Genomic DNA, 20,080 nt, shown 5'->3' on the forward strand with positions numbered 1-20,080 from the left:
TCCGTTTACGTGCCGTGGTTTGTTCGCAGAGGTATCCACGGAGGGAGCTAAATGCCAGAGTAGAATCTCTACGTCCACGCAGCAAGCCACGGGACGCAGGAGTGATAAATCCTTAAGGCAGCGCCATTAAGCCGTTTGGCTCAGCATCGATTTGGATATGATTCCAATATTGGCCAAACTTATTTCACCGTAAAACCTATTGTCAACAGCGCCTCGGAAAGATTAATTTCTATTAACGCTTCAATTGATCAAATGGAGCACTAGCGATGATATCAGCAAAAACTGCCCTTTATCAAACTCCTCATATTCGTACTTGCGAACAAATGGCTATGGATGAATTGGGTTTGACCGAAGAGGAATTAATGGAACGGTCTGGTTCTAGTGCTTTTTCGACCTTAACCATGTTACATCCTGACGTGAGGACAATTTCCGTATTTTGCGGCAGCGGTAATAATGCCGGTGATGGTTATGTATTAGCTCGCTTGGCTAAGGAAAAAGGATATTCAGTTATCATTAATCAATATAAAGCGATTGACCATTTGCCTCCGACGGCTCGTCATGCTGCTGCTCAAGCCATCGCTGCGGGAGTGCCTTGTCAATGCTTGGATGACCCTATCGATAGCGATGCAGAATTAATTGTGGATGCATTGTTAGGGATTGGTATAAAAGGGAAGGTGCAAGGCCCAATTGCCACTGCAATTAATCAAATCAATGATGCTCAACTTCCTGTTTTGGCGATTGATGTTCCTTCGGGATTGGACGCCGACACAGGGCGTGTAATGGGTGTTTGCGTGCAGGCGTCTGTGACGGTCACGTTTATTGGGTATAAGTTAGGGTTAATGACTTTGGATGGACCTGATCACTGTGGTCAGGTGGTTTGCCACAATTTACACTTGGATAAGTGCCTAGCATCGATACAGCCTGCTGCCTATCTTTTAGATGAAAAATTACCTAAAATTCTTCTGCCCCGGCGCTTAAAAAATTCACATAAAGGAAAATTTGGCCATGTATTAGTGATTGGTGGCAATTACGGAATGCCAGGTGCTGTTTATCTGGCAGCAAATGCAGCTTTACGCGTGGGAGCGGGGCTCGTTACTATAGCGACACGTCCTGAACACGCCAGACAAGCTTTGCCTAACCTCCCGGAAGCGATGTTACATGGAATCGAGGCGATTGAAGCGTTACTGCCACTCATAGCGAAAGCAACTGTTTGTATTCTTGGTCCTGGCCTTGGAGAGGATGAGTGGGCTAAGGCGTTGTTTGCCACAGCGCTTGCTTCACAATTACCCATGGTAATTGATGCTTCAGCTTTACGCCTATTGGCAAAAAATCCCCAGCATGATGATAACTGGATTTTGACTCCACATCCTGGTGAGGCAGCAAATTTATTGAATTGCACAACGGATGAAATTCAAGAAGACCGTTATCAAGCAGCTATTCGTTTGCAAGATCAATACGGTGGTAATGTCATCCTAAAAGGAGCAGGCTCTTTAGTGGCAACAGATGAATCAGAAATTTATCTATGTAATGCCGGCAATCCAGGAATGGCAAGTGCTGGAATGGGCGATGCACTGAGTGGTGTTATTGCGGGATTAGTTGCTCAAGGACTACTTCTTGCGGATGCAGCCAAATTAGGTACGTGGCTGCATGCTGCAGCAGGTGATGCTGCTGCTCTTGAAAAAGGAGAGCGGGGTTTATTAGCAGGGGATCTAATGCCTTGTTTACATCGTTTAGTCAATTGGACAGGGCATGACGACTGTTAATACGTTTAATTTACCTGATGAAAGCACCTCGGAAAGCCTCGCGGCGCGATTAGCTAATTGCCTGACCACTCCTCTAATAATGACTTTTAGTGGTGAAATAGGTGCTGGTAAGACGGCTTTTATTCGTGCAATGCTTCGTGCTCTAGGCGTGACAACAGCAATTAAGAGCCCAACTTTCTCAATAGTGGAGAGTTATCAGTGTCAGCACTTGCAAATACATCATTTTGATCTGTATCGTATTCATGATGAAACAGAGCTGGAGTATATTGGATTTAGAGATTATTTTTTGGCGAATTCGATCTGTTGTATTGAATGGCCAGAGCGGGCTCGTCATAGTTTAGATTATGTGGATATGAATTTTGCATTTGAGATCAGGGGGAGTGGGCGCTTATTGACGATACATCCACTAAGCCCCGCTGGAGAAACAATGCTATCTTGCCTTGTAGGTAAACAATGAAAATGCGAATTTTTTGCTTTAGTTTATTGATGGTAATGTGCCCTACATTAATGGCAGCAAAATTACTATCCGTGGAAGTCAAGCAGGAGGCAGGCCATCCTTCAGTGCTTTTTAAGTTAGATAGTGCAGTGGCCCATAAAGTATTTACGCTCACTAATCCCAACCGCGTAGTAATCGATTTTGAAGATACTGATTTAGCGCTTGACCTTAACCGAGTCAGTTTGAAAAACCCATTGATTAAGTATCTGCGAAGTGGTCATCCTAATCCTAAAACATTACGTTTAGTATTAGAAGTGAGTCAGGTTGTACAAACAAAAACAAATCCATTAAACCCATCGGCAGCAAAACATGGCTTTTCGCTCGATTTGTCTGCGAATGGGGAGCGAAGTATAAAACCAGTATCGCTTGCTAAGTCGCCCTCCACAATAAAATTATCTGAGACTAACAAAGCTGTGGTGGCCCCTATTTCAGTGCGCCATGCTCCGAATCGAAATTTACGGGACGTTATTGTTGCATTGGATCCAGGGCATGGTGGGAAAGATCCTGGCGCAAGTGGGCCAAGAAACACTTCGGAGAAGGACGTGACTTTAGCGATAGCGTTAAAGCTCAAACAAATCATCGATAGACAACCCGGCATGCGTGCAGTGCTGACTCGTAAAGGGGATTACTATATTGGCTTACGTGAACGCCTAAATATTGCTAGAAAATACAATGCTGACGTATTTATTTCAATCCACGCGGATGCTTTCATTAACCAACATTCACATGGTGCTTCCGTATTTGCCTTATCACAATCAGGAGCGACAAGTGAGGCAGCCCGTTGGTTAGCAGAAAAAGAGAACTATTCTGAATTGGGAGGAGTTAATTTAGCAGATTTGGATGATCAGAGTGGCTTAGTGCGCACCGTGCTAATCGATTTGTCTCAAACTGCCACAATTGGTTCAAGTTTGCATATGGGTGAAAGAGTGCTACGTAACTTAGATACGATTACTACCTTGCACAATAATAAGGTTGAGCAAGCGCGATTCATGGTGCTTAAATCACCAGACATCCCTTCAATTCTCATTGAGACCGGGTTTATTTCGAACCCTCGCGAGGAACGAAATTTGACAAGCACTGCTTATCAAACCCAACTCACGCAAGCGATTTTCCAGGGGCTTAAACGCTATTTTTGGGATTACCCACCCCACGGTACACGAATTGAGGTCTTAGCTGGGAATGGCAATGTTCAAGTGCAAAAAAACAACATTAACCTGCTGTCGAAACGCGCCGTAAGGGAGGAACTGCGAGGAGAGGATTCCAGCACATCAATGGGTGCCGTAGCGAGTGAAAAAAAGGTTATTCATTTGGTGCAAAGAGGAGAGTCATTGCCAAAAATTGCTAAAAAATACCATGTGCCTGTCGCTGTCCTTCAGGCAGCCAATCATTTGCCTGATTCTCGAATTCTGGCTGGGCAAAAACTTATCGTACCTGTCTCGATCACATGAGAATTCAGCAGTTACCAACGGCCGTCGCTAATCAAATTGCTGCAGGTGAAGTGATTGAACGACCTGCCTCGGTGGTCAAAGAGTTATTAGAAAATGCCTTCGATGCACAAGCAGATATCATCACTATTGATATTAGCTATGGCGGGTTAAATCAAATCAAGATAAGTGATAATGGCATCGGCATTGTGGCTGAAGATTTACCTCTCGCCATCGCTGCTCATGCAACGAGCAAGATTAACGAATTAAAGGATTTATACGCCATTTCTAGTATGGGGTTTCGCGGTGAAGCGTTGGCAAGTATTGCCTCCGTTTCGCGGTTAATGATTAGCTCTAAGCCTGCCAATCAACCTCATGCAATGATGCTTTCTATGACTGATGGGGATATTCAACTTACACCCTGTGCCCGTAGCCAAGGAACAACTATCGATGTGCGCGATATCTTTTTTAATGCGCCTGTTCGAAAAAAATTTTTAAAATCCGAGCAAATCGAATTTCAAGCGATTGAAATGATGGTGAGACGCTTTGCTTTGAGCGCACCAGGTATCGCAATAAGTTTAAGCCATAATGGTAAGCAGCAATTCAATTTACCGGCTGCAAACAATGATAAAACACAGTTAGCACGCATTCGTAAGCTTTTGGGCAAAAATTTTATTGAGCAGTCACAATATTTGGATATTGAGCATGCGGGTCTACAGCTTAAGGGATGGATCAGTACTAGCGCGTACCAGCGCAGTCAAAATGACAAGCAGTGGGTGTATGTGAATAAGCGTATGGTAAAGGATAAATTACTAAATCATGCCATCAAACAAGCCTACGAAGGTGTATTATACCCAGGGCGTTACCCTGCCTGCCTACTCTATTTAACCATTAATCCTGAGGAGGTTGATGTTAATGTGCACCCCACGAAGCATGAAGTGCGCTTTCAGCAACCTAGATTGGTCCATGATTTTATTTGTTCTCACATTCAAAAAGCGCTGCATCAATCTCAGTTGGCTGTGGATTATACTCATGCAGCTCTCCCCGTTGAAACGTCGAGCTCTCAAGTTCGCGAACTTTATTTACCTTTACTACACCCAGCGACAAAAGTAACTGATGTGTCCAATTCGAAGAAAAATTGGCTTGTTTTAAATTCTTCATTTGCGTTAATTTTCCTCAATAAAGAGCCTTATGTAGTGAATGTCATTGAGTTACAGCGCGCTTGGCTTTTTTCGGTTCTTTCAAGGGAATCCTTGCCTTTACCCAGTCGTCCATTACTTGTACCGGTAAGTTATCCAGTGAATGCATTAAGTTTAGAGCGCATCGATTCTTATAGGGAAGCATTAAGCCAAATTGGAATGGAGTTAGATTTGGCCGGTGAACAGACAGTGCTAATTCGCTCTTTACCTACCGCGATTCCTCATTTGGATCTCAAGCAATTTCTTTTGTCGATACTTAGTTCTGCGCCGCCTACCATCACCAGGTTGATTGAATTACTAACAATGTGCCAATCTTTTAGTGCTCAAAATGCCAGAGAAGAAGAAATTGAAACGTTAATTGGCTATTTAGAAACTTTAGGTAATGATAAACTAGACATGTGGTGCAAGCATTTATCCATGGAAACCTGCAGGGGCTTGCTAAATGCCTAAAACTATTTTTTGCCTAATGGGTCCAACTGCCTCAGGAAAAACGGCTTTGGCGTGTGAACTTGTCAAACGATTCCCTTTCGAAATCATCAGTGTTGATTCTGCAATGATTTACCGAGAAATGGATATTGGGACGGCAAAACCAAGTCCTGAAGAACTTGCCATAGCACCGCATCACTTAATTGATATTATTGATCCACCTGAAAGCTACTCGGCAGCGCAATTTTGTGAGGATGCGGTAAAGCTTGTGGAGGAAATTTACAGTCGTCAACGATTCCCATTAATGGTAGGTGGGACTATGATGTACTTCCATGCACTGCAACAGGGGTTATCCCCTCTGCCTCACGCGGATGAGGAGTTGCGCGCGTCGCTTTCTCAGCAAGCCAATTTACATGGTTGGGCTTACCTGCATGAACAATTAGCCCAAGTTGACCCTCAGTCAGCACTAAGAATCCATCCAAATGATGCTCAGCGTATTCAACGTGCGTTGGAGGTGTATCATTTAACCGGAAAACCACTTTCTTCTTTCTGGTCAGAACAAAAAGAAAATCAGAATTATCATTTTGTGAATTTAGTTTTATTTCCGCAAGACAGGAACTGGCTGCATGCACGTATTGCAGCCCGCTTTGAGCATATGCTAGAGCAGGGTTTTGTTTACGAAGTCGCTCAATTACTCCAGAAATGGCATTTAACGTTAACCTGTCCTGCGATACGTTGTGTGGGTTATCGGCAAGTGGTCGATTATTTAGCTGGGGATTATGATTATGAGACCTTGCGCCAAAAAGGGATTGCTGCCACTCGCCAACTGGCAAAAAGACAATTAACTTGGTTACGCTCTTGGCCCAACGCCATGGTTTTTGCATGCGAAAATCCAGCGAGTCACGGAGAAATCATAGCGCTTGTGAGTGAAATATTAGATAATATGGCGGATTCGAGTAAGCAAAAAGCAATAACAACTCCTGTAAAGAAACCAACACACAAGAAAATGATTCGTGGGGAAAAATAGATGGCAGAAACAAAAGAAAAACCAGCATGCACTAAAAAGAAATACATTGTTCATCATCGTGATTTACCGCTGAGTTGTCCTACTGATGAAATGATATTGTGGAATGCTCATCCAAAGGTCTATTTGCCTATTGAGAAAACGGGTACAGAAGTTTGCCCCTATTGTGGATCTGAGTTTGTTTTAGAATGATAAAATCAATTTGCGTAGTGCGCTTATCGGCCTTAGGTGATGTGCTGATGTTTGTTCCATTAGTGCGTACGCTGCAAGCTAATTTACCTGATGCATCCATTACCTGGGTCATTTCTCCTCCAGCTTACGATTTAGTAGCGGGTATGGACGGCGTTGAGTTTATTGTGATTAATAAACCGAATAACTTAGCTGATTATTGGCGTTTTAAAAAGCAACTTAAGGGAAGGAAATTTGATGTGTTATTGGCATCACAAGCTAGCTTTCGAGCAAACCTACTCTATCCCTTGATTCGTGCGCCAAGGAAAATTGGCTATGACAAAATTCGTGCAAAAGACGGACATCACTGGGTGATTAATGAAACCATTGCCTCTGGACAGGATCATACCTTGGATGGGTTTTTAAAATTTGCTTCTGCTTTAGGGATTGAAAAAAAAGAATTGCGCTGGGATTTACCCATTAGTCAAGCCGATCATGCATGGGCACGTGCTCATCTACCCGCTTCATCCCCCATTTTAGTGGTTAATCCTGCAGCCAGTAAGCCTGAGCGCAGTTGGCCTCTAGAGCGTTATGTGGAGGTTATAAAAGAAGCGCAAAAACGTTGGCAGGTGCAAGTGGTGTTAACGGGCGGACCGAGCGATTATGACAGGACCTTAGCGAATGAAATAATGAAACAAGTCGCATGCACGGATTTAGTAGGAAAAACCAAACCTAAACAACTGCTCGCAGTGATTAGTCATGCCCACGCCGTATTATGCCCTGATACAGGCCCTTCGCACATGGGTGCTGCAGTGGGCACACCTGTCGTAGCCTTGCATGCAGTAACGAGCGCTGAAGTCTCCGGTCCTTATACTTTCAGGCATTTGGCTGTGGATTGTTATCCTGAGGCAGTGTCGACCATTCTCAATAAGACTGCTGAAACAAATACGTGGGGTACTCATGCGCATGGTGAAGAAACCATGAAATTGATTAAGGTCGATGCGGTGCTTGCTAAACTGGAATCGTTATTTCTTAAAAATGATTGTTTGTAGTACAATATGATTCTATTTCTATCTTTTGGCATGGAATTTTGTTTTCATTACAAGTCCGCAAACCTTATTATCAATGGATAGCAAGCCTTTATTTTTTTCAAAGCATGCCTTTTGTTGTTGTCAGTTTAATTGCGACGATGATGTATCAGCAACAAGGTGTCAATAATACCCAGTCCGCTTTAATAACCAGCTTATTAGCATTGCCTTGGGCCATTAAACCCCTCTTTGCGCCATTTCTGGAAAGATTTTTAACTAAAAAACGTTTAACTATTCTCTCGCAAACTGTGATTGCGCTGTTATTTTTTGCTTTAGCTTGCAGTGTAAATAGGGAACATTTTTTAATCATTAGTGTATTAGGATTAACGTGTTTGGCGTTCACTTCTTCAATCCATGATATTGTTTCGGATGGGTTGTACATGATTAATTTGGATGAGTCCAATCAAAAGCGTTATGTGGCTTTGCGTAGTTTTTTTTATCAAATGGGGCGTTTAGTCATCAAAGGCGGGCTATTGGTTGCTGTGGGGTATTATGCGTTTTATTGGCATGTGAATGCTTGGAAAATATTTTTTTACTCTTTATCGTTGATAAGTCTTGTGCTAGCAATCTATCACCTCATAAAAATACCTGAAGTGGAAAGGGGTTCTCCCAGAGTTAAAAAAGAATATTTTTCTATTTTGCATAGTCTATTAACAGAGAGGTCCATATATTCCGTTTTATTTTTTATTTTCATTTACCCTTTTTCCGAAGCGCAAATGCAAAAAATAGTTCCTTTATTTCTTCTGGATAGTGTCGGACTGGATTTGAGTTTGCCTCGTGTAGGCGAACTGTACGGAATTTTAGGTGGGTTGGCTTTGATGCTTGGTATTTTTACTACGGGGTTTTTGATGACCCGTTATAAAATTGAGCATTGCCTCAGCAAATTAACCCTTCTCCTCCTTTTAAGCCATTTGCTTTTTCTGATCGTTGCTTACTGGGAAATTCATTCCTTGCTTGTTTGGGGTGTAATAGCATTAAGTCAATTTGTTTTTGGCTTGGTAAACGGTGCTTATATGGGTTATTTACTCTCAGTCGCTAATCAAAGTAGATATCCCATGTCGATGTATACGCTGTGTACTGCGATTATGGCCTTAAGCTATGTTCTTTTTGGATCCTTAAGTGGCTTACTCGAGCAACAATTTGGTTATTGTGGATTTTTTTTCTATATTTTTGTGGCGAATTGTGGACTGGTCATCATTACCTTTAAGACATTGAGAGATCATGCAGGATTTAAAGCAATTTGAAAATCAACTCGCTCAAGCCGATCAAATTAATCAATGTGATGAGGCTTTAGGGCATTATTTATTCCAAAAAGGGATAACTACTTATTCTTTTACTTATTATGCCTACCATCCCAATTCCGCCAATAAATTAAAATACGATATGAGTTCGGCTAATTTTAGAAATTGGCATAAGCATTACCTTGCGGAGCATTATAATGATATCGACAGCACTTTAAGTTTTGTTTATAAGAGCCATTTGCCTATATACTGGGATATAAAACAGCAATTGGCTCGGGCTGTTTCCGCTTCTGAGCGCAAAATGCGCTTGGATTCGATTGCGTTTGGTACTGAAGCGGGGTTATCGATACCCATTCATGGTCCGCAAAATAATTTTGCAATTTTATTGCTCGTGCGCATGCAGAATGAGCAGTGCAATCTGCAGCAACAAGAGTTACAGTACGAATTTTTTGTGGCTGCACATCTCTATTATCATTACATTCAAATTCATCTCCTGAATGACACACCCGAAAGGAAATCGTTTCATTTAACTCAGCGTGAAGTTCAGTGCTTATTGCTTATTGCCAAACACTATTCAGTGAAACAAATGGCACAATTGCTGGAATTAAGTGAAAGAACAATTAATTTTCATATCCAGAAAATCAATAAAAAATTAGGTACCCGCAATAAGTATCAGTCTTTAGCAAAAGCCTTGGAAGAGCATTTGCTCACGTTATGACCCCTGTCAAAAATATCAGTAGTTCATTAATTGCTCTCGAAGATAAAATTTGAACAACTAGATGATGAAGAGGTGGTTATGAAGCGTTATAAAAAAATGATTTTTCCTGTATTCACAGCACTATTTTTTCCTATGATTGCTAATGCCTCGCTGACACTCTATACCACCGGATGGTCAATGTATGGGGATAATGCCTATGAATATGATGGGGCTTATAAAAATGGTCAGCCTTATGGCCAGTTAAAGTATGTCGCTAATCCGGATATGGTCGCTCAATTTAATAAAGCGGATATTGTGGCTTGGAGTTTTATGCAGGTTTGGAACAGCAAAGATCCTAATCAAGCGCAATACCCAATTCCTGCCTCGTGGGATGGGCTAATGCACTTTTCTGATTTATGGGGCGAATTGCCCTTTGAAGCGTCCTGGGTATCGTTACCCCCTGAAACCAATGAGTTTTTAACCTTTTGTAGAGCCAATGAAGGAGCCTGTTCTTCCGTGCAAGTCAATGGGAATACGGGTGTAAAGGAGTTATTTACCTATACGGATCAAAAAGGGGTGGGTCAGCTGAATAGCTTCGGGGCATTCATTCACTCAAACAAATACACGGCAAAACGAATTATTGCTATTGGTGGTGCAAATACAGTGAGTAATAAGGGCATCAGCAGCCATACTTTTGATGCTATTTTTGCTAATCAAAGCAAATTCTTAAATCAGTTCAAAGCATGGATGACGCAGTTTAAAAATTTAAAAGGAGTCGATTATGATTTCGAACCGCCGATTGATTCACAAACAGGCGCGCAATTGCTTCCGGATGCAAAAACTTTAGCCGACTATAACCATCTGTATGAACTGGTCAAAGCCAGTCGGCAAACGTTAGGGCCTGATACCTATATTTCAGTCACTATTACGGTGAATAAAGAATATTTAGCTGCGATTAATCAGTCTGTGGAGGGCGGTTGGTTCAAGCAAATCGCACAATATGCGGATAGTGTTAATTTGATGACTTATGACTTGCATGGCCCTTGGAGTCAGAGTAGCGATCCTTATACATCCATACATGCTTACCTTAAGCAACCCGAAACCAGCCGCAAAGATGAGTTTGCAATAAACTATGCGACTGATTCGGTCACTGAACAGGTATTAGCTTATGGGATGCCAAAGGAAAAATTACAAATTGGCCTCGCCGCTTACGGCCGTGGATTTTCTGGTGTTCCTCAAGGGGAAGATAGCGAGCACCCTGGTTTTGAGCAGCCTTGGGCAGGCCCAAGTCAATTTACTGCAACTTATACCAATCAGGAGGGTATGTTACCTTATAAATCAGTTGATAGAGTGATTAACGAGCTCGGTTATAAGCCTTATCTTGTTCGGGCCTCGGATGTTGAAAATACCTCATTCGTCACTGGAGCCTATCTTTATAGTTTTTCTGCTAAGCAATTCGTGGGTTACCAATCCCCAGAAGTGGTTAAATCAGTCTGTGAATTTGTGAAACAGAAAGGATTGAAAGGCGCCATTATGTGGAGTGCGGATACCGATTTGCCCGTGTCCAATGCACATAGTTTAGTGGCGGCTTATAAGGATGGTTGTAATTAATACAGTCAAGAGATCACAATCCACTCTTGCTGCAATGATTGAATTCTTTCATACTTCAACGCTTCTAAATGATGTCGCAAAGTAAGGGGCAAGGCTTGAATTTTGCTTTCAAAATCAAGCTTCGACCCCATACTCGCGCAAACAAATTTTTGAAGATTTTATATGCTATCCAAAACTGAGCTAGAAAAGGCTAAGAATAAAAAAGGACGAGAACTTATCAACCATAGAGCCACTTCTAAAGACCCTCAGAATATTTCCATAGAAACTGCGGATCACATTCAGCAACAACAAATGACAAGAGTTCAGCAAGCCCAACAGCGAGCATTCCAGCAACATGTCCAAAGGCGGCAATCCCAGAGAAATCCATTACGGCTACAAACTTGCGCACAACAAAACGCTCAACACGCGCAAAAAGAGGCGAAGAAAGAAGAAGCTAAACCTCCAATGGTTCAGTCAGTTAAGCAGCGAGCACGACCGCAGACACAGAAAGGTATCACACAACAAACTTTAGCAGCTCATACTCCTCAACAGAATACGAGAAACGAACAAGTCAATGATCAAGAAACTCCTGATAATCTTGTTGAGTTTTTTTTATCGGTTCTTACTGAAGACTCGTCTTTCTCTGATATTCGTAACTACGCAAAACAAGCGATTAAAAAGGGGCTGATTAAGGATGAGAGGGGCAAAGAACAGTGGGTACTTGCGGCACTAGAGGGTCTACAAACAATACAACAAGATACTACCATCCGTATGCGAAAGTATATTTTATCTGGAATTGAGGTCATTATGCTTTCGAGACGTGTTTCGAATTTACGAAAAGCAGGTATTTTTTCAAATCAAGTCAATGGCAACAGTAATCATGTTTGGTTGTTAGACGGAGCAAAATTAGCTGTTTCTGCTTGTTTTCCAGAAATCTTAATTCATTTTATACGTGCCCCAGAAAGTGAACAAGACCTAGATAATCTAGGTAAAAGTCTCCAATGTAATGATTCTATCTGGATTATTTTAGGTTATAAAGGAATGTTCCATTTAACACTTATAAGACTTATAAAAAATAAAGATTCAATTCATGCTCAATTATTTGATTCTTTAGGAGCGTTTCCTTCAACAACGCAATTAAGCAAAATCAGTGAATATAATACAGCTCTTTATTATTTATTGGATAGCATTCAAAAAACGCAAGGACTTGGCATGATCGTCACAGGATACAATCAACCACGGCAAATGGATGGAACTAATTGTTTTTCTTTTATTGTTTCCGATCTTGAATGTGCTTTAGAGCTAATTAAAAAGCAAGAAAATATTTTTTTAGAGACAAAAGAGGAAAATCAATTAGAGGGAATCACCCTAAGAACAGCTAATATTAATCCTTCATTCCATAACTTAACTCAGGTTGCAAGTTCGATACCAGAAGAAATGAGACCTACAAAGTTAACAATTCCCCTGAGTAAGAAGACTAACTCCTCTCTTGGTAATCCATTAGCTTTAAACCGGAGTGCAAGTACATTGTCAAAATTAATACGAACAGGTAATTTATTTTTTGCAGGGACTGGGCATCAGCAAGAAGGTGAATCGGAAGAAGACAAGGAAGAATGCATTATTATGTAGTAGGTTAAAACTTTACATTCGATAAAATGAAACCGACAATAAAGCTAGTTTGACTAGTCATATTGTGGTTAAAGATGCAAAATTGGCAATTACAGCAAGCGAAAGCTCATTTAAGCGACTTAGTTAAAGAAGCAACTGACCAAGTTCGCTTCTTGACAACTTGTCAAATAAAAACTACTTTATCATTATTAATGACTAAAAAATTAAAGTAATGCTATGAAATCAGTACAGGTGGGTGTCTTTAAGGCAGAATTTTCTGAAATTCTACAGAAAGTGAAAGAGGGTGAATCATTTATCATCGAATATGGGAAAAATCATAAAAAAGTAGCTGTGCTTATCCCTTATCAAGAATCATTAGAGCAGCAACCGCGAAGGACCTTTGGTTATTTGAAAAATCGAGGCTCTTTTAAGATGCATGAGGATTTTAAAATGACTGATGAAGAGCTTTTAGGCGATGAATAATTTTCTTATCGATACCCATGTATTCTTGTGGTTAAATTTTTCACCTGAAAAGTTAGCACAAAACCTTCTCGATCAGTTGCAAGATAGGAAAAATCAAGTTTCTGTAAGTGTTATTAGTTTTTGGGAAATTTCCTTGAAATACCAACTAGGTAAACTAAGTCTATCCGGTATTCTTCCCGATGAGTTACTCGATTCTGCAAAACAGATGGGAATACCAGTTGCTAATCTTAGCCCTAATGAATTTGCTAGTTTTTTTAAATTACCCTCTGTGGATGGACATAAGGATCCCTTTGATAGACTAATCGTATGGCAATGCCTCATGCAAAACTTGACTCTTGTCAGTACTGACTCAAAATTTAAGGATTATATCGACTTAGGACTAAAGGTTCTAATTTAGCCTTTAGGTTTAATTTTAAATTTTTTTTCACTTTGCAATAACTTCAACCGATTCCTACGTCGCATAGAAGTTGCCTAAATTACCCTTAACACAGTATAATAATTGCCCAGTTTCAAAATAAACAACATTTATGAAATATTTTTTATACCTATTCCTGATTGTTAGCAGTTTAGTCCATGCTCAAACCCATGTGGTTAAATTGGGTGACACGAGAGTAAAGGTGATAAAGATAAACGGACGGGGTAAAACCTTTGTTCATCTGCATGAAAGTGAATTTACTGCCTTAGCGGCTGCTAAATGTTTTATTAAAAGAGAGGGGGGAGCATTAATCACGCTCCATCACTCAGGCAAACGTAATGTCGAATTTTACTTAAAAGGGGTTCGCTATGAGTTTGACCCAAACCGTATTTTTACTGACATTGGCATCAAGAAAACGCTGAAAAAATATGGACCCTATTCATTGGCAGCACATCGCGAAGTTAAAAAACTAGCTAATAAAATCATTAGGTTACTTCCTAAGGGCAAAGTAATTGCTGTGCATAATAATCGAAATTATTCCATTAAAGAGTACTTTCCTAACCATTCGTTAGCCAAAGATGCGAGAGAGCTCCATTATCGTCCTAGGACAAATCATCGCAATTTTTATTTTGTGACTAAAAAAGAAGACTATGAACGTCTAAAGCGACTTAATTTCAATGTGGCTTTACAAGCAAGGCATGCGCAAGACGATGGCTCTCTTTCTTACTACCTGGCTAAAAAAAATTACATTAACATTGAATCGGGTTATGGAGAAATGGTGGCTCAACTTAAAATGCTGCATTTTGCCTAAATCGCATCATTCGCTGAATTAGCTTATTTGTTCTCTTTCAGTTATGATAAATTGAATAATAAAGAAGGCACATCATCATCCAATGGAGGGGAGGCGACATGCAGTTTTATATAAAAATCGTATTAGCAGTGATAATTACTGGCTTTTTTCCACTTTTGACCGCTGCTGAAACCACGGATGATGCTAACAAACAAGCTGAGTCTTTTCAGGCCATTTGTCTTTCCTCTTGGATGAAAAGGGTAAGTGATGTGGGCAATATGACAGGATATAAAAGTTTCGGGGAAAAATATTGCGCTTGTGCTTTAACTCAACCTTTAGATACTGATGCAGCTGTCGATAAAGCAATCCAAGTTTGCATGTCTCGCACTTTGCTGCATAATACCATGGATTCTTTAGAAGAAGAGATTGGTTTGGAAAAAGCCAATGATAAAGACATCAGTCAATTTTGCCAGGACACTTGGAATCTTGTTTTTCCAAAAATGACTCCCCAAGTCAAAGAAACCGCTACAAGTTTTTGCAATTGTTCCCAACCGAAGTTAGTGGCTTTGCTTAAAAACTCGAGCAATATGACTGATAAAGAATATGATGCTCAAATTGATTCAGTTGCGACCTCTTGTTCTGAGTCAATCCAAGGGGGCTAATGGCTGGTCCCACTGATAAGTGAGCTTAAAATGAAGCTGACCTTAAAAGTCAATGCGTTTATAGGGCAAACTCTATTAGGTAATCCTGCGGCAGTTTTTGTTTCTGAAAAGCCAATGGATACTGAAATTTGTCAACTTACCGCAGTTGAGAATCAATTACCCGTTACCGCTTTTATCTGTTTGCTTGAAAATAAATTTTTCATCCGCTGGTTTACTCCTGTATCGGAATTACCTCTTTGCGGTCATGGGACGCTGGCAGCATCTTATGTAATATATCAACGCCATTTGAATCCTACACCTGAGATAACCTTTTATTCTCCGCAATCGGGTGAATTAAAAGCAAAGCGGCAAGAAAATCTTATTTTTCTTAATTTTCCTGCGAAACAGTTAACGCCAATAGCATGTTCGGATAATCTAGTTAAAGGCTTGGCTGGTATAGAGCCAACAGAGATTTATGACGCTGAGGACAGGCTTCTCATTGTTCTGAAAAATGGCCAACAGGTTCGGGAAATGAAACCAAACATTGGAATTTTAAAAACATTGACTCCGTCAGGCATCGTGATTACTGCTCGGGGAGAAACCGCTGATTTTGTTTCCCGAACCTTCTATCCCCATAAACCCGATTGGGAAGATGCAGTGACGGGTGCATCGCATTGCGCCTTAGTTCCTTATTGGTCAAAGGAACTTAAGAAAGATAATTTGCATGCTTTGCAAGTTTCGTCCAGAGGAGGCGAACTATTTTGTGTTAATGAAGGAAATCGGATCGGTATTGGCGGTAGAGCAGGGTGGATGTAATTTATTCTTAACTTCTATGAAATGATTAGATAATTAGGTTACATGCGCTATAGTTCGTGGTATACTGATGATTCTGGTAAAAATACTAGGATTTTTTAATTTCCATAGGAATAATTTCATGTCGGATAAAATTCGCGGTACCGTAAAGTGGTTTAATGAAGCTAAAGGGTTTGGCTTTATAGAAAGTGGTGGTAAGGATTATTTTGTGCACTTTAGTGCTATTCAAAGCAGTGGTTTTAAAACCCTTCCAGAAGGAGCTTCTGTTTTATTTAAAGCAGGAAAAGGACAAAAAGGCCCTCAAGCAGAAGAAGTTGAAATCGTTTAATCTAATTTTAAGATTTTCCTTTCATTAAGTACGTCTGCCAAACCGTTGTTTGTGAGTTTTTTTGCCCTCAACGGTTGGCTTCTTCTTTTTAGAGAAAGGCTTTTGAGCTTGAGTAGATGATGTCCTAGTGGGCAGATTATGGTTGGGCTCAAAATTTTCAATCTCAACTCGATCCAATTTACGCTTAATCAATCGTTCTATTGCATTTAATTGATCCACTTCATCGGCACTCACTAAAGAAATTGCCAGACCCGAAGCGCCAGCTCGGCCTGTTCGGCCAATGCGATGCACGTAGTCTTCTGCAACCTGTGGAAGATCAAAATTAATCACACAAGGAAGTTGGTCAATATCGATGCCACGCGCTGCAATATCTGTTGCTACTAAAATATGTAACTCACCCGATTTAAATTCAGCCAAAGCTTTGGTGCGCTGAGATTGGGATTTATTCCCATGAATGGCGGCAGCATGAATATGATCTTGAGCTAATTGTTTTACCAATCGGTTTGCCCCATGTTTGGTGCGAGAAAATACCAATGTTTGTCCCAATTTATTTTTATGGATTAAATGGCTTAATAATGCAGGTTTACGGCTTTTATCTACAGGATGAACGGTTTGTTTTATGGTAGCCGCAGTGGTATTGCGCGGTGCCACGTCAATGACTACGGGGTCTCGTAATAGGCCTTTAACAAGGGCCCGAATTTCTTCAGAAAAAGTAGCTGAAAAAAGGAGATTTTGCCGATTTGCGGGCAATAATTTAATGATGCGCTTTATGTCATGAATAAATCCCATATCTAACATCCGATCGGCTTCATCCAAAATCAACGCATCGACTTCATCAAATAAAATAGCTCGCTGTTGGTGTAGATCTATTAACCGCCCTGGCGTCGCTACTAGTAACTCTACACCTCCACGTAATTTCATCATTTGTGGGTTGATTTTTACTCCACCAAAAACTACCGCAGAGCGTAAGGATAAATGGCGTCCATATTGAATAATGCTTTCATGAACTTGAGCCGCTAATTCGCGTGTGGGAGTGATTATCAAAACCCTAGTTCGATTATGCTTAGCACGTGGTTTATCGGTTAATTTTTGCAAAATAGGTAGGACAAAACCGGCCGTTTTACCTGTTCCCGTTTGAGCGGAGGCTAGGATATCTTTACCACGTAAAATGGCAGGGATCGCTTGGGTTTGAATGGGTGAGGGCTGAAGATACCCTAATTCGTTAACCGCACGAACTAAAGGATCTGTTAAACCCAATAATGCAAAACTCATGTTGTTTCCTTATCAATAATTTGCTGAAGATCTTTCAGCTTGTGTCATCCTAAACGTTATGCGATGACAATTTAGGGGGGAGGGATATAAAGAAGCTATCGTTCGCCATACCCAACTCAATCTGATTAATTTTGATTCAATTGTATCATGGATTGGATGGATTATGAAATTAAATAGCCTTTCAGGACATTGCATAAAATTGTAATTTTTCAGCCACCAAAGCCAGAATGCGCCTTGAATGATAGATTATTTATCTAACTGTACTATTATTATAATAGTTAAGTTTGTAATAGACGATTAGCTATGTCCAGTAAAGATGAAGAGGTCATTAAAGCCTTTGTCGAACAACGAGGCGAAGAGTTAAAACAAGCAACTAAAGCGACCACCACAGTTGCTCTTGAATACGGTCCACTGATAAAAAATGATGCAACTATCCAATTTGAAAAACTTATTAAGGCTGTTCTAGCAACACAAACTAATCCTAGTGCGCCTCCAGTGGACTTTGAAGTTGAAAATGATAAATTATTCGCCACATTTGACAAACAAAAATACGACGTCAGTGAACTTATTAAAAATGCGAATATGAATCATTTGCAATTTAATGATAAAGATGCTGATAGCTATATGGCGCTACTTAAGTCAGACAAATGCCAATACCCACCTGCTTTAAAAGGTTCGAGCTCAATACCTACTATGGCGGATTATGAAGAGCAAGAGAAAAAAGGGAAACATCCTGAGGCCTTGAAAGAGTTGAATTTGGCAGAGAAGTCGGCGATTAATATTTACACTGGGGGGTTTTATGGAGTTTGTAATAAGGTTTTGCGAGGAAATGTATCGGGATTAACGGGTTGTAGCTCGCAAGAAATTGGCGAAATTTTAGCAACTTCAGCCATGGGGTGTGCCGGTCTTAATAAAGTATCTGAATCAGAACCACATCAGACCTTCCGCATTGAAGAAAATTTTGATCCTGACTTCACCCAAAAAAGAATTGATGCGGTAAACAGTGGTGGAGAAATCACTCAGGAAATGGGCTTTTTTAGTACGGCATTTGCACCTTCTGACGACAAAGATACTAATGAAATGTATACTGAATTGCTGAATTCAGGAGGAGGCACAGGAGTTCTACTTTCAGATTTACGAGGTAAGTATGTTGCAAGCATCGCTCGTAAACCGGATGAATTTGAATATTTAGTTCCTCCTACGCAGATGCAATGGATTGGTCATTATGAGACAGCGAATGGTAGCCATTTTTTTCATGCAAAGCCTGTGCAGACTCTTACTCATTTAACTGAAGAGCAAAAAAAGAGCACATTACTTAAAAATCAACAAGAACCTGCAGAAAAAGACGCTCCAACGATTAGCGCGAGCGTTGATTTTAAAAAAAGGCTTAGTGAAGCAAAAGGACCAGAAGAGCCAAATTCATCGAATACCTTTGGGCTTAAATGATATAACTCTTCCCTAAATGATTACTTTCTTAAGACGTAGCTGGGTTCCACGAAATCCAGAGCACTTTGATAAATAAAAGTCATAAAGCATAAAATGCGCACTTTTTTATGGTCAGGATACTTAAAGATGCCCACACACCATGCCCGAAACACTGGGTTCCCCCAAGCTGACTCCCTCATTGAAAAAGAGAATGTTGCTAGTCAACCCAGCACTGGACTCTCTGAAGTGAAGTCAGCTGAAGCCTCGCCAAGCAATCCTGTGGCAGTTCATGAACTGGCCGAACGCATTGCTGATTTTATTCCTACCGCCGATGTACTCCCCAGTATCGATGAAGAAACCGGTGAGAAAAGCACAAGGGAAATCACCCCGCTTGCCAATTTTGTCTCAGTAAACCGCTTTTTTTACCAGTTAACCCAACCCCGGCATTTAGCCAGCAAACTGTTATTGTTCACTGCGCAAGGCAAAGAAGAGGAGGTGGTAAACTTCTTTGCGATGTCACCCCACTTAATTCGCAGCTTAATCGTCAAAAATGATGTTGAAGATTATTCTGGAAGGCGCTTTAAAAACATCTCTGCTTTCCAGTATGCGATAGGGGCAAAGGATTGGCTTGAGATAGAAAACTACTGGTGTTATGAAGTAGGTATGGCACAGCGTGAAGTACCTGCCCATATTGCTCAGGAATATTGCCGTAACGATTTACCGTTGAGGAAAGAAAAACGGTCATTCACGGAGTTTGAATTTCCCAGGACGCTAGACTTTGATAATTGGATAAATAATGAAACTGAATTGTGGTTTCCTCTGCATAAGAATCATAAACTTGGCTATGATTTTGCCATCGCTAATTTCCCTCGTGAGGGGAAGGAGGTGGATGGAATGTGGCGACAGGAATGGGCTGGAGTGGGGCGCAGCGCGCCGTTTGTTGCACTGAGGTGGCTCGAAAATTTGGCGGGATTGCTAGCTCTATGTGAAGTAAGAGCTAAACAGGTGATAGAGCTAGGAGAGCGTTTATCAAAACAGGTGCAACAAGAGGTGGACTTGGAAGCAGGGAAGGATAATGGCATGTCTTATTCATAATAGCTTGGTGTATGTTTGTGTCTCTGAGAGGTTCTCCCTATTCTCTAAAATATGCTAGCATTAGCTTAATTTTTAACGAGGGGATCCCGCTATA

20 protein-coding genes are annotated in these 20,080 nt (G+C 40.8%); 19 read left to right on the forward strand and 1 reads right to left on the reverse strand.

Annotated features, from left to right (window positions below):
- Positions 1-266 precede the first annotated feature (266 nt).
- The 17 genes from B5D33_RS01915 (at position 267) to B5D33_RS01995 (ending at position 16,194) form a co-directional block, all read left to right on the forward strand.
- Positions 267-1,763: a bifunctional ADP-dependent NAD(P)H-hydrate dehydratase/NAD(P)H-hydrate epimerase gene (locus B5D33_RS01915; RefSeq protein WP_058452654.1), complete on the forward strand. Its 1,497-nt coding sequence runs from the start codon at positions 267-269 to the stop codon at positions 1,761-1,763.
- Positions 1,750-2,220 (forward strand): tRNA (adenosine(37)-N6)-threonylcarbamoyltransferase complex ATPase subunit type 1 TsaE, encoded by a 471-nt coding sequence (tsaE, locus tag B5D33_RS01920; protein ID WP_058452655.1) that lies wholly within the window; start codon positions 1,750-1,752, stop codon positions 2,218-2,220. The genes B5D33_RS01915 and tsaE overlap by 14 nt, the downstream gene beginning before the upstream one ends.
- A complete protein-coding gene (locus tag B5D33_RS01925) occupies positions 2,217-3,707 on the forward strand; it encodes an N-acetylmuramoyl-L-alanine amidase (RefSeq protein ID WP_058452656.1) in 1,491 nt (496 codons plus the stop codon). The genes tsaE and B5D33_RS01925 overlap by 4 nt, the downstream gene beginning before the upstream one ends.
- Positions 3,704-5,332, forward strand: a complete 1,629-nt coding sequence (gene mutL, locus B5D33_RS01930; protein ID WP_058452657.1) for a DNA mismatch repair endonuclease MutL — start codon at positions 3,704-3,706, stop codon at positions 5,330-5,332. The genes B5D33_RS01925 and mutL overlap by 4 nt, the downstream gene beginning before the upstream one ends.
- The gene (gene miaA, locus B5D33_RS01935; RefSeq protein ID WP_078767300.1) at positions 5,325-6,335 is read left to right on the forward strand and encodes a tRNA (adenosine(37)-N6)-dimethylallyltransferase MiaA; all 1,011 of its coding nucleotides are present in this window, start codon (positions 5,325-5,327) and stop codon (positions 6,333-6,335) included. Before mutL ends, miaA begins: the two co-directional genes overlap by 8 nt.
- Entirely contained in the window at positions 6,336-6,524 is a 189-nt protein-coding gene (locus B5D33_RS01940) for a zinc-finger domain-containing protein (RefSeq protein ID WP_058452658.1), read from the forward strand. It abuts the gene before it with no gap.
- A complete protein-coding gene (locus B5D33_RS01945) occupies positions 6,521-7,552 on the forward strand; it encodes a glycosyltransferase family 9 protein (protein WP_058452659.1) in 1,032 nt (343 codons plus the stop codon). The genes B5D33_RS01940 and B5D33_RS01945 overlap by 4 nt, the downstream gene beginning before the upstream one ends.
- A gap of 38 nt (positions 7,553-7,590) precedes the next feature.
- The gene (locus tag B5D33_RS01950; RefSeq protein ID WP_058452779.1) at positions 7,591-8,832 is read left to right on the forward strand and encodes an MFS transporter; all 1,242 of its coding nucleotides are present in this window, start codon (positions 7,591-7,593) and stop codon (positions 8,830-8,832) included.
- Positions 8,810-9,547 carry a helix-turn-helix transcriptional regulator gene (locus B5D33_RS01955; protein WP_058452660.1) on the forward strand — a complete coding sequence of 246 codons (738 nt, stop codon included), beginning with the start codon at positions 8,810-8,812 and terminating at the stop codon, positions 9,545-9,547. The genes B5D33_RS01950 and B5D33_RS01955 overlap by 23 nt, the downstream gene beginning before the upstream one ends.
- 78 nt (positions 9,548-9,625) lie before the next feature.
- Positions 9,626-11,137, forward strand: a complete 1,512-nt coding sequence (locus tag B5D33_RS01960) for a glycosyl hydrolase family 18 protein (RefSeq protein ID WP_058452661.1) — start codon at positions 9,626-9,628, stop codon at positions 11,135-11,137.
- A gap of 162 nt (positions 11,138-11,299) precedes the next feature.
- Positions 11,300-12,745: a hypothetical protein gene (locus tag B5D33_RS01965; RefSeq protein ID WP_058452662.1), complete on the forward strand. Its 1,446-nt coding sequence runs from the start codon at positions 11,300-11,302 to the stop codon at positions 12,743-12,745.
- Positions 12,746-12,961: 216 nt separating this feature from the next.
- Positions 12,962-13,207, forward strand: a complete 246-nt coding sequence (locus tag B5D33_RS01970) for a type II toxin-antitoxin system Phd/YefM family antitoxin (RefSeq protein ID WP_058452663.1) — start codon at positions 12,962-12,964, stop codon at positions 13,205-13,207.
- Positions 13,200-13,604 carry a type II toxin-antitoxin system VapC family toxin gene (locus B5D33_RS01975; RefSeq protein ID WP_058452664.1) on the forward strand — a complete coding sequence of 135 codons (405 nt, stop codon included), beginning with the start codon at positions 13,200-13,202 and terminating at the stop codon, positions 13,602-13,604. The genes B5D33_RS01970 and B5D33_RS01975 overlap by 8 nt, the downstream gene beginning before the upstream one ends.
- Before the next feature lie 130 nt (positions 13,605-13,734).
- Positions 13,735-14,433 carry a hypothetical protein gene (locus B5D33_RS01980; RefSeq protein WP_058452665.1) on the forward strand — a complete coding sequence of 233 codons (699 nt, stop codon included), beginning with the start codon at positions 13,735-13,737 and terminating at the stop codon, positions 14,431-14,433.
- 98 nt (positions 14,434-14,531) lie between these two features.
- Positions 14,532-15,074: a hypothetical protein gene (locus B5D33_RS01985; protein ID WP_058452666.1), complete on the forward strand. Its 543-nt coding sequence runs from the start codon at positions 14,532-14,534 to the stop codon at positions 15,072-15,074.
- Positions 15,075-15,104: 30 nt separating this feature from the next.
- Entirely contained in the window at positions 15,105-15,869 is a 765-nt protein-coding gene (locus B5D33_RS01990; protein ID WP_058452667.1) for a PhzF family phenazine biosynthesis protein, read from the forward strand.
- Positions 15,870-15,987: 118 nt separating this feature from the next.
- Positions 15,988-16,194: a cold-shock protein gene (locus B5D33_RS01995; RefSeq protein ID WP_058452668.1), complete on the forward strand. Its 207-nt coding sequence runs from the start codon at positions 15,988-15,990 to the stop codon at positions 16,192-16,194.
- Between the two features lie 24 nt (positions 16,195-16,218).
- On the opposite strand, the gene B5D33_RS02000 is transcribed toward B5D33_RS01995, so the two are convergent.
- On the reverse strand, positions 16,219-17,466 hold the full coding sequence (locus B5D33_RS02000) for a DEAD/DEAH box helicase (protein ID WP_058452669.1): 1,248 nt from the start codon (positions 17,464-17,466) through the stop codon (positions 16,219-16,221).
- Positions 17,467-17,769: 303 nt separating this feature from the next.
- Here B5D33_RS02000 and B5D33_RS02005 point away from each other — a divergent pair, with 303 nt between their 5' ends.
- Both B5D33_RS02005 and B5D33_RS02010 read left to right on the forward strand, forming a co-directional pair.
- Positions 17,770-18,912, forward strand: a complete 1,143-nt coding sequence (locus B5D33_RS02005) for a hypothetical protein (RefSeq protein ID WP_058452670.1) — start codon at positions 17,770-17,772, stop codon at positions 18,910-18,912.
- Positions 18,913-19,038: 126 nt separating this feature from the next.
- On the forward strand, positions 19,039-19,986 hold the full coding sequence (locus B5D33_RS02010) for a hypothetical protein (protein ID WP_078767301.1): 948 nt from the start codon (positions 19,039-19,041) through the stop codon (positions 19,984-19,986).
- Positions 19,987-20,080 lie beyond the last annotated feature (94 nt).

It is taken from the genome of Legionella maceachernii (genome assembly GCF_900167045.1).
GTDB lineage: Bacteria > Pseudomonadota > Gammaproteobacteria > Legionellales > Legionellaceae > Tatlockia > Tatlockia maceachernii.